Origin of the sequence: Shouchella xiaoxiensis, assembly GCF_016907895.1 — a bacterium.
Lineage (GTDB): Bacteria > Bacillota > Bacilli > Bacillales > Bacillaceae_D > Shouchella > Shouchella xiaoxiensis.
In genome coordinates, this window is sequence record NZ_JAFBCV010000009.1 from 166003 (window position 1) to 175640 (window position 9638).

The window sequence follows — 9638 nt, forward strand, 5'->3', positions numbered from 1 at the left end:
CTCTTGCCTGCTTCTATTTCTTTTTTTCATTTAGTTCAGCTAGCTTTTGCATCAGTACAGGTTTTGGCATATGCATCAGTTGTTCCAATGGAATATTCAACGACTTTGATAAAGCGAGCGCCGTTTCTTCCGATAGTTGTAAAGGACCCATCTTAATACAGCCCTCCTTTCCACGTTCAGCGTAGCGTATTCATGTAGTATAGCACGGCCTAATAGACGGATGCTTTCAAAAGTTCTTTTTTGATTCTATTTCAACTATTCCTTTTATTTCTTGAATGGTATGATGGAAGAAGCTGGTTGACATCTTGTAGGAGGACGTAGATGAAACATGTTGATGTAATTGATTTAAAGAAAGAGTATGGTTGGGGAAAAACAAGAAAGACTGTGTTGGATGGACTCAATTTTAGTGTGTCGTACGGAGAATGCCTCGCCATTTTTGGAGAGCATGATTCTGGCAAGACAACGCTGCTAAACTTGTTACTAGGCATTGATAAAATAGATTACGGACAGATTATTGTCGGACAGGACGATCTGGCATTTAAAACAGAAGAGGAACGCGCGCAAATTCGGCGAGAAGAGATAGGCGTTTACTTAGAAAAGAGTCCACTGATAAGTGACAAGACTGTAGCCGAGAATTTGCAAATAATGGACAAGGTTCGAGGGAAGAAGGGAGACAAAGAGTTATTGCAAGAGTTGATTGATTATTTCAATTGTGCTGATTTAATGAATAAATTCCCGCCGAAACTTAATCTAGTGGAACATGAGGCGGTCTTATACATACGAGCACTCTCTTCAAATCCTAGTCTACTTGTGCTCGATGAACCAAAGACAAATGAGGTACTTGAAAAACTTATCCGCTATGCCCGCAGAAATGGTCATACTCTAATCTATACAACCTCGAGCTGGGAGCAAGTTCAGCTTGCCCAAGGGGCCGTTCTTTTAGAAGCGGGGAAGGTGGTTGAATACAGCGGATGAAACAGTTAACAAAGAGAAAGAAGCGAGAAGCCGGAATACTCGTAAGCGCAATTCTACTGGTTCTCGCTGTAATTGGCTGGATGGTGCTTGTTCTTTATCAAGCAGAGAAAACGGAAGAACGTTTATTTAATGGGAATAGCTATTCGCTCTTAATTGAAAATGTCGAACCAGAAACAGTAGAGTATGTTAGTCGATTAAGAAAGGTTGATCATGTTTGGCTTCTAAGCGCGCCAGAACTAGTTTCAGATAGGGATGGATTTGAATTAGATATTGGCTACTTAAATTCACCTAATTTCGTAGAAACAGATCTGCAATTAGCCAACGGTTCGTTTCCAAGTAACGAGACGGAAGTAGCTTTAGGCTTTAATTTTGCGACAACTTTTTATCCAGATATGAGCTTCGGTGATGAGCTGGTTCTCCAAAACGAGAATGGAGAAGAAAGAACGTATACAATTACAGGCTTATTTTATGAATATGGTCAAAGTGTCATAAATGCAGTTAGTATAAAAGATGTACAGACGACTGAACTCGGTCGCTTATATGCATATTCAAGTGTAGAAGACCTGGGGGAACTTGCTCGTGAAATTCAAGCAGAGACGGGGCAACATGTTAGTCATCAATCCTGGCAAATTTATGATGATCACACATCCCTATTTGATCATACTCTACTAAATAGTACGTTTACAATCTTATTCATTTCACTGGGGTTAATTTTAGTAGGCTGTTGCCTGCGGTTGAAGATGTTGTTGGAAAACGTATTTAATCCACACAAACAGCTGTATGTTACGCTAGGCTATTCGCCTAAGCGGATGAAACGGAAGGGAATTTATCAGGCGATTCTTTCAGCAACTGTGGTTGCTGTAGTTGGCGCTTTACTCATTTACGCGTTTTTCTATGGGTACGGACAGACGGTGGGAAGTGCTCTAGGTATTGGCTTAGGGGGACTACTGTATCAATCGACAGAATACAATCCGTACATCCCATTTCCTACAACGATCTTTTTTGTATTCATGTTAGCTGTTTTGGTGGTAGTCTTTAGTTGTTTTGCTATAAAGCAAACAACATTTTTTAAAATGAAAAAAACAGGAGCTTTTTTCTATATCGGTATCGTTATTTTAGCTTCTTTAATGATTGGTCCACTTATGGAAAGAATGCAGACGATCTGGACGGATCTTACGCTTCGTTACGGTGAACAGTTTGGCGAAATGTATTGGGATGAAGATGAAGGGCTTGAACAAGAGGGGTCAACGACATTTATAGAAGTTTATTCCGTTGGCACAAATCAAATTGAGTCTTTTTTACAAGAAGCACGAGAAGAGCGGCACGAATTTTTAACGTTTTATCGTAATTACAATTTCTTTACTCGAGTTGAGGGAGACGATTATAAATACGATTACGATCTTGTCATTATTGACGATTCAGATTGGGATTTAGTTTTGAAAACATTTGATTGGAGTGAAGACATCCAACTCGCTGAAATGGATAAAGGCGACATGTTTTTGGTGAGAAGCGCACAAGAGTCAGGAGTGCAATTGGAGAATGGTTATACAGTTGAATTGTTCAGGACTAATGAATATGGAGAAGCGGAGGTTTTTGAACAAGAAACACAAATAAAAGCAACAGCATCTAGTGAACAGGTAGGTTCAATCGATTCGTACATGAACAGTTTATTTATTATACCTAAATCACATGTGGATGATTGGGTTGAGGGAACCAACCATACAAATACAGTGTATATGGATGAAAGTGTTACGCTTTATGCGATTAACCATAATGCCAGCGAAATAGCGGGAGCTTTGCAGGATAAGCTAGGTGACGCTTACCCGTTTGTAGACATGTATTACGATGGGTTTAACAATTGGTTTGTTGACGGGATGGATTCCCTAAAAAGCAGTGCAACAACCTTTATTGCCGTTGTAATAAGCCCATTTGTGTTTTTGTTTGGCTATGCTTTCTATCAGTTCACAAGGAGTGTTTTGCGCCATCGCAAGCGTAAGGTTCAGCTGACACTTTCAACTGGACTAGCTGGGGTCAGTGGGCTGATAAGTTGGTTTGCGACGGCTCAGGTTGTGAGTGATCTGGCCTTTCCTTATCTATCTCTCATTCTATTTGCTTGCTTAACTGGAATTGGCATTGCCGCTGTCCTGTTTTCTCCAAAAGAAAGCCAAGAACTTCACTAAGTTCTTGGCTTTTTACTGTATTGGGGATAAGCAGTAATTTTAAGATCTTTGCCAACAAAATCAACCGAAGCAATCTCGACTGGAATGGCATCATTCATTAGCCCAATCCCTTCGCCTTCTAAGAAGGTTGGCGCCAAACGTCCGCCAATGATTTTTGGAGCCATATATAGAATCAGCTTACTAATGAGCTCGGCTTCAATAAACGATGCGTTTAGCGTCCCGCCAGCTTCAAGGAGGATAGAGGTAATCGATCGTTGGTAGATAGAATCGAGCATCTCCTCAAGGTTTACTTGCTCTGTCCCTGAAGTCTTGATAACTTCTACGCCGAGGTCTTGCAAGGCTTTACGCTTGTTTTCATCCGTCGCCTGTGCTGTGAATATCCATGTAGGAGCTTGTCCATCCGTAATCACTTGGGCATTGAGCGGAGTGCGTAAGTGCGAGTCAACAATAATACGAAGTGGATTTCTACCGTTCGGGATTCGCGCAGTTAGTGCGGGATTGTCTTGTACAACCGTCCCCACCCCGACCATAATCGCTTGATGTTCGCTACGCAGATGATGAACGTCAGTCCGAGCTTCGCTAGAGGTAATCCACTGACTGCTGCCTGTATGGGTTGCCAGTTTTCCATCGAGGGTTATCGCTGTTTTTGCCGTGACGAAGGGTTTCTGATGCAGGATTGAGTGAATAAAAACGTCGTTTAGCGCCCGTGCTTCGTATTCGCAGACACCTGTTTCCACGTGAATTCCTGCTTCTTCAAGCAGTCTAATGCCATTACCGGCAACGAGCGGGTTTGGATCAAGCATGGCAACGACAACTTGTTTGACACCGGCCTCAATAAGCGCAAGTGCGCAAGGTCCGGTTTTTCCTGTATGGGAGCAAGGTTCAAGCGTCACATACGCCGTACATCCTACGGCTTCTTTACCGGCCATTTGTAGCGCATGAATTTCCGCGTGGGGTCCACCAGCCTTTAAGTGGGCGCCAATTCCAATGACGCGACCTTCTTTTACAAGAACGCAGCCGACCGTTGGGTTAGGGTCTGTCTGTCCCCGCATCGTTCTGGCGTTCTCTAGTGCGAGCTTCATATACGTTTCGTGCATCGTTTCTCCTCCTTAAAACGAATAGGTGACACCAGTTACTTCTTGCGAAAATTGCCAGAGCTTGTCTGCAGTTTGTTCGTCATACAGTTGATCGCCTAATGTACTGACGACTGGTGCTCCGTACCATGATCGGTGTCCGCTTGGACCAATCCATTCGCCACCTTCTAACAGCGGATCAGTTGCAGCATAAATCGGCGAACATGCACCGTTGGCAGAAGACTGAATGAGCCGTGGAAGCAGCTTGCGAATAAGCAGGTTTGCCTCTTTCCCAGAGCCACGGGACAGCAAATTCGAGTAAGCAAGTCCAGGGTGGGCAGTAACCGCTAGCGTCGATGAGTTAGCTGAGCGTAAGTTCTGCTGCAGCTGCTTAGAAAAAAGTAAATTAGCGAACTTGCTTTGGCGATAAAAAACCATTGGCTTATATCCGTTTTTACCATCGAGGTTTGTAAAATCAATAAAGCCTTTTATTGCTGCGATGCTTGAGATCATGACGATTCTTGCCCGATTAGCTTCCATCAGCTGAGGCAGCAATAAGCCTGTTAAAGCAAAGTGGCCGAGGTGATTAATGCCAAATTGAAGCTCAAATCCCTCCACTGTGTGCGTTAGTGGTGGAATCATTACGCCAGCGTTATTAATCAAACAGTGGATTGCGGTATATTCTTTATTCACGTGGTCTGCGAATGAACGAATAGAGGCGGGATCAGCTAAATCAAGTAGCTTAAACTCAACCTTTCCAAAGGGCTGTAAGGCGCTAATGGCAGTCTTGCCTCTTGCTGCATTTCTGCTCGCAATAAGGACGCGATGATTTTTTTGCAAGAGGGCTTTTGCAGTCTCAAATCCGATACCGCTCGTTCCACCCGTTATAATCGTCACATTCTGATTCATTTGCAATCATCCTTTTTCTATTTCAAGCAAAATAGAGTATGCTTAAGTAAGTGAGGTGTCCAATGACTAAAAAACCATTTTCAACGTATCTGCTAAGTAATGAAATTAAGCGTGCGTTATCTTTATTACACTATACAAAGCCTACAACCATTCAGCAACTTGTTGTTCCGTTGCTTCTAGATAATGAAAATCAAGATATTGTTGTCCAATCACAGACGGGAAGTGGAAAGACGGCCGCCTATGGGATTCCTTTATGCGAGAAAATAGATTGGGAAGAAAACAAAGTTCATTCATTGATCTTAACGCCTACAAGAGAATTGGCAGCCCAAGTCCAAGGTGATTTAACCGCAATAGGGCGTTTTAAACGTCTACAAATTAAAGCGATCTACGGCAAGCAGTCGTTTGAGAAACAAAAGTTAAGTTTAAAACAGAAAAGCCATGTCGTTGTTGGAACGCCGGGACGCGTGCTGGATCATCTACAGAAAGGTACACTTGATGTCTCGAAGCTGCAGTACCTTGTTATAGACGAAGCGGATGAATTGTTTAACCGCGGATTTTTGGAACAGCTTGAAGAGATTGTGGAATTATTGCCAAAGGAACGGACTCATTTGCTTTTTTCAGCTACTTTTCCGTCGGAGCTTGAGCAGTTAATGGAGCAAATGTTAAATAAACCGGTTTATTTAACAAACGAGGAGAAAGCTGATGCTCCTGCGATTGAGCATGTAGTAATCGAATCAACAAAACAAACAGATAATCGTGTGCTCGATCTGCTCAGCGTTGAACAGCCAGAGAATGCCCTCATTTTCTGCGAAATGCAGACTGATGTTGATTCTCTTTTTCAGAAGTTAAGAGACTTCATTCCGGCCCTCGGCAAACTCCATGGGGGAATGAAACAGGAAGAACGGCTCGATATAATGAATCAATTTAAAACAGGAAAAATTCGTTATCTACTTTCAACAAACTTAGCAGCACGCGGCATTGATGTGCACAAATTGGAACTTGTCATTCACGCAAGCTTTCCGCAAACTTCCGAGCACTATGTTCACCGGACAGGTAGAACGGGACGTAACGGAGCCGTGGGTAAATCAATCTTGCTTATTCATCCTGATGAAAATGAAGACTTGAATGAGCTTGAACAAGAGCTTAATGTTGTTTTCAGGCTCCAAGAAGAACCGGTCGTTTCTTCTCAACAACGTAACCTATTTTTCCGAGCTAAAAAAGTGGTTCATGTAACTGAAGATAAGAAGAAGATTGATGAAGGAATCATGAAGATATACTTAAATGGGGGAAAACAGAAGAAAATTCGTGCTGGAGATTTAGTGGGCACGATTACCTCAATCCCAGACGTTGAGGCAAGCGACATCGGTATTATTACGGTTGAACAAACGGCAAGTTTTGTAGAAATTTTAAATTACAAAGGTCCGTATGTGTTAGAGCATTTGCGTAAGGTAACGGTAAAAGGAAAGCAGCTGAAAGTGCATAAAGCGAAGAAATAATAAGAACCGCTCAGTTTCTGAGCGGTTCTTGTCTTGATTATCTGGCTTCAAGTGCGATCGAAACGGCACTTTCTGCATGTAGCTTAGTTGAATCGAATAACGGAAGAATGCTGTCTGACTGGTTAATAAGCAGCGGAATTTCTGTACAGCCGAGAATGACGCCTTCTGCCCCTTGGTCGGCTAATTGTTCGACTACAGATAAATAGTATTGTTTTGAATTTGGACAGGTTGTGCCGACGCAAAGTTCGTTAAAGATAACATCATGGACTTTTTTGCGGTCGGCTTCTTCTGGAACAATTAGTTCTATTCCGTGTTTCTCCATTCGTTCACGGTAAAATGGTTTTTCCATTGTAAATTGAGTTCCGAGCAAACCAACCGTCCGCATTCCTTGCGCTTTGATGGATTCTGCTAGTGCATCAACAATGTGAATAACAGGAAGTCCTGTTTCTGCTTCAACATCATCAGCCATTAAATGCATCGTGTTTGTACAAATAACAAGTAGCTCAGCGCCACCGGCTTTTAATTTCTGTCCAGCTTCGACCATTTTTGAGGTCGCTTCCGTCCAATTCCCGGCTCTTTGCAGGTTCACAATTTCCTGGAAATCGAATGAGTAAAGCAGACATTTGGCTGAATGCAGTCCGCCAAACTGCTTTTTAACGTATTCATTAATATATTGATAATAGGATACCGACGATTCCCAGCTTAAACCTCCGATTAGACCAATTGTTTTCATTATGCGTAATCTCCTTTAGCGAAGTTCTTGTGAAAAGCGTATCATGCTATACTGGACCAATAAAGATCCACATTTGGAGTAGTTTGAAGGTACCAGAGGAGGTGGGAAGGTTGTTATGGTTTGCATTATCACGTAATGAGCGCAAAACGCTTGTCATGCAGATTGAAGAAGAATTACGCAATCGGATTTTTTCGGGGCAGTTATCAGCGGATGAACAGCTGCCGTCATCAAGAGAGCTGGCTAAATCATTAGGCGTTTCTCGAAATACAGTTAATGAAGCATACGAGCAGCTTTTGCTCGAAGGCTATATTTATCGTATTGCTCGGTCTGGTACATATGTATCAAAAGGGCTTTCGTTTCAAAAAGAGCAGGGGTCGATTCTTGGAGAGAAAATGGTAACAAATGTTGAGACAAAAAAAGATGTAATTGATTTTAAAGCGAGTCAACCAGCAATCGATTATTTTCCGAAGCATGCTTGGGCAAACGTCTATAAGCAAGTATGCTTAGCTGCGGATGATCACGTTTTTGGTTACCAAACGGCTTACGGCAATATGGATTTACGCGCGGCCATTGCCAATTATTTAGGGAGGTTAAGAGGTGTAAACGCCGATCCTAATCAAATCTTTATTACGACGGGAGCGACTCAAGCGCTATCGTTGTTAACAAGGCTGTTAGCAAGCGAAGGCGATGTTGTGTGTGTTGAAGATCCAGTTACCGAAGAAATGCGCCGAATTTTTCTTGAGGCAGGTGCAGTCCTTCAGCCAATCCATACCGACGAACACGGAATGGACCCCGCCAATCTTCCGCAATCGTCTAAACCAAGATTTGTTTTCACGATTCCATCCCATCAGTTTCCACTAGGCGCTATTATGCCAGTTAAACGCCGGATTCAATTAGTAGAATACGCGAGAAAAATGAATACGTATATCATTGAAGATGATTACGATAGTGAATTTATTTATGAAGGAACTCCTGTCCAAGCAATGCAGTCACTTGATGGGGAACGAGTCATTTATATCGGTACATTTAGCAAGATTCTGTCGCCGAGTTTACGAATTGGATATATGGTGCTGCCTTACCATTTAGTAAAGCGTGCAGAACAACAGAAGTGGTTTACAGACAGGCATTCTTCCTCACTTGAGCAGATGGCCCTCGCTGCTTTTATTAATGAAGGTTCATTTGAAAAACATATTCGTAAGATGAAGAAGCTTTATGCAAGAAGAAGAAAGGTGCTTGTTGAAGCCATTAATGACACTTTTCGATCGTGTGACATTATTGGTCAGGCAGCGGGGATGCATCTCGTTGTTCGCTTTAAAGACCGAGATGAGATAAACCAAAAAAACCTCGCAGAAAATAAAGTGAAGGCAGTGGTTGTCGAAGATTTTTCGCTAAGAAAAGGATTCCATAAAAATGAGTTAATTTTAGGATACGGTCACCTTAATGAAATGGAGATTAAAGAAGGGGTAATACGGTTAAAAAAAGCGCTGCAATAAAAAAAGAAAAAGCGAGCTGCGATGGATACGCTGCTCGCTCTATAAACTTTAACCAAGAGTTCCCACGATGTTCGATACTGATTCGAATAACTGAGTAAGTACGTCTGTGAGCATTTGATCCACCTCCTATGTGTAAGTAAAAATATAAATTAACCAAGAGTACCGATGATGCTAGAAACCGATTCAAAAGCTTGAACAAGAATGTCTGTGAACATGAAAGCCACCTCCTATGGATTGGTTATTTGGGGAAAAGGGTTTTTGAGAATTAACCAAGAGTACCGATAATGCTAGAAACCGATTCAAAAGCTTGAACAAGAATGTCTGTAAACATGAAAGCCACCTCCTATGGATTGGTTATTTGGGGAAAAGGGTTTTTGAGAATTAACCAAGAGTACCGATGATGCTAGAAACCGATTCAAAAGCTTGAACAAGGATGTCTGTAAACATGAAAGCCACCTCCTATTGATTGGTTGTTTGGAGAAAAGGGTTTTGAAAATTAACCAAGAGTACCGATGATGCTAGAAACCGATTCAAAAGCTTGAACAAGAATGTCTGTAAACATGAAAGGCACCTCCTATTGATTCGTTATTTGGGGAAAAGGGTTTTTGAGAATTAACCAAGAGTACCGATGATGCTAGAAACCGATTCAAAAGCTTGAACAAGAATGTCTGTGAACATGAAAGCCACCTCCTATTGATTCGTTATTTGGGGAAAAGGGTTTTTGAGAATTAACCAAGAGTACCGATGATGCTAGAAACCGATTCAAAAGCTTGAACAAG

General features: G+C 42.0%; 8 protein-coding genes. 4 read left to right on the forward strand and 4 right to left on the reverse strand.

The features are described 5' to 3' along the window. Positions 1-13: 13 nt before the first annotated feature. The gene (locus JOC54_RS14590; protein WP_081760836.1) at positions 14-151 is read right to left on the reverse strand and encodes a YycC family protein; all 138 of its coding nucleotides are present in this window, start codon (positions 149-151) and stop codon (positions 14-16) included. Between the two features lie 170 nt (positions 152-321). Here JOC54_RS14590 and JOC54_RS14595 point away from each other — a divergent pair, with 170 nt between their 5' ends. Together JOC54_RS14595 and JOC54_RS14600 are read left to right on the forward strand one after the other, a co-directional pair. Then, complete coding sequence (locus tag JOC54_RS14595) at positions 322-975, forward strand: ATP-binding cassette domain-containing protein (protein ID WP_204466909.1); 654 nt, start codon at positions 322-324, stop codon at positions 973-975. Next, a complete protein-coding gene (locus JOC54_RS14600) occupies positions 972-3155 on the forward strand; it encodes an ABC transporter permease family protein (RefSeq protein ID WP_204466910.1) in 2184 nt (727 codons plus the stop codon). Before JOC54_RS14595 ends, JOC54_RS14600 begins: the two co-directional genes overlap by 4 nt. Here the strand turns inward: JOC54_RS14600 and ribD are convergent. Both ribD and JOC54_RS14610 read right to left on the reverse strand, forming a co-directional pair. Beyond that, a complete protein-coding gene (gene ribD, locus JOC54_RS14605; RefSeq protein WP_239586743.1) occupies positions 3152-4252 on the reverse strand; it encodes a bifunctional diaminohydroxyphosphoribosylaminopyrimidine deaminase/5-amino-6-(5-phosphoribosylamino)uracil reductase RibD in 1101 nt (366 codons plus the stop codon). The genes JOC54_RS14600 and ribD overlap by 4 nt on opposite strands. A gap of 12 nt (positions 4253-4264) precedes the next feature. Further along, positions 4265-5137: an oxidoreductase gene (locus JOC54_RS14610; RefSeq protein WP_204466911.1), complete on the reverse strand. Its 873-nt coding sequence runs from the start codon at positions 5135-5137 to the stop codon at positions 4265-4267. 62 nt (positions 5138-5199) lie between these two features. Here JOC54_RS14610 and JOC54_RS14615 point away from each other — a divergent pair, with 62 nt between their 5' ends. Further along, positions 5200-6633 (forward strand): DEAD/DEAH box helicase, encoded by a 1434-nt coding sequence (locus tag JOC54_RS14615; RefSeq protein WP_204466912.1) that lies wholly within the window; start codon positions 5200-5202, stop codon positions 6631-6633. A gap of 37 nt (positions 6634-6670) precedes the next feature. Here JOC54_RS14615 and JOC54_RS14620 read toward each other — a convergent pair whose 3' ends face one another. Continuing rightward, the gene (locus JOC54_RS14620) at positions 6671-7366 is read right to left on the reverse strand and encodes an aspartate/glutamate racemase family protein (RefSeq protein WP_035421166.1); all 696 of its coding nucleotides are present in this window, start codon (positions 7364-7366) and stop codon (positions 6671-6673) included. Between the two features lie 110 nt (positions 7367-7476). Here JOC54_RS14620 and pdxR point away from each other — a divergent pair, with 110 nt between their 5' ends. After that, entirely contained in the window at positions 7477-8859 is a 1383-nt protein-coding gene (gene pdxR / locus JOC54_RS14625; RefSeq protein WP_239586744.1) for a MocR-like pyridoxine biosynthesis transcription factor PdxR, read from the forward strand. Positions 8860-9638 lie beyond the last annotated feature (779 nt).

Coding starts and splice junctions, on each gene's coding strand:
- JOC54_RS14595 (WP_204466909.1), top strand. CDS start 322: ATGAAACATGTTGATGTAATTGATTTAAAGAAAGAGTATGGTTGGGGA.
- JOC54_RS14590 (WP_081760836.1), bottom strand. CDS start 151: ATGGGTCCTTTACAACTATCGGAAGAAACGGCGCTCGCTTTATCAAAG.
- JOC54_RS14600 (WP_204466910.1), top strand. CDS start 972: ATGAAACAGTTAACAAAGAGAAAGAAGCGAGAAGCCGGAATACTCGTA.
- JOC54_RS14615 (WP_204466912.1), top strand. CDS start 5,200: ATGACTAAAAAACCATTTTCAACGTATCTGCTAAGTAATGAAATTAAG.
- JOC54_RS14610 (WP_204466911.1), bottom strand. CDS start 5,137: ATGAATCAGAATGTGACGATTATAACGGGTGGAACGAGCGGTATCGGA.
- JOC54_RS14620 (WP_035421166.1), bottom strand. CDS start 7,366: ATGAAAACAATTGGTCTAATCGGAGGTTTAAGCTGGGAATCGTCGGTA.
- ribD (WP_239586743.1), bottom strand. CDS start 4,252: ATGCACGAAACGTATATGAAGCTCGCACTAGAGAACGCCAGAACGATG.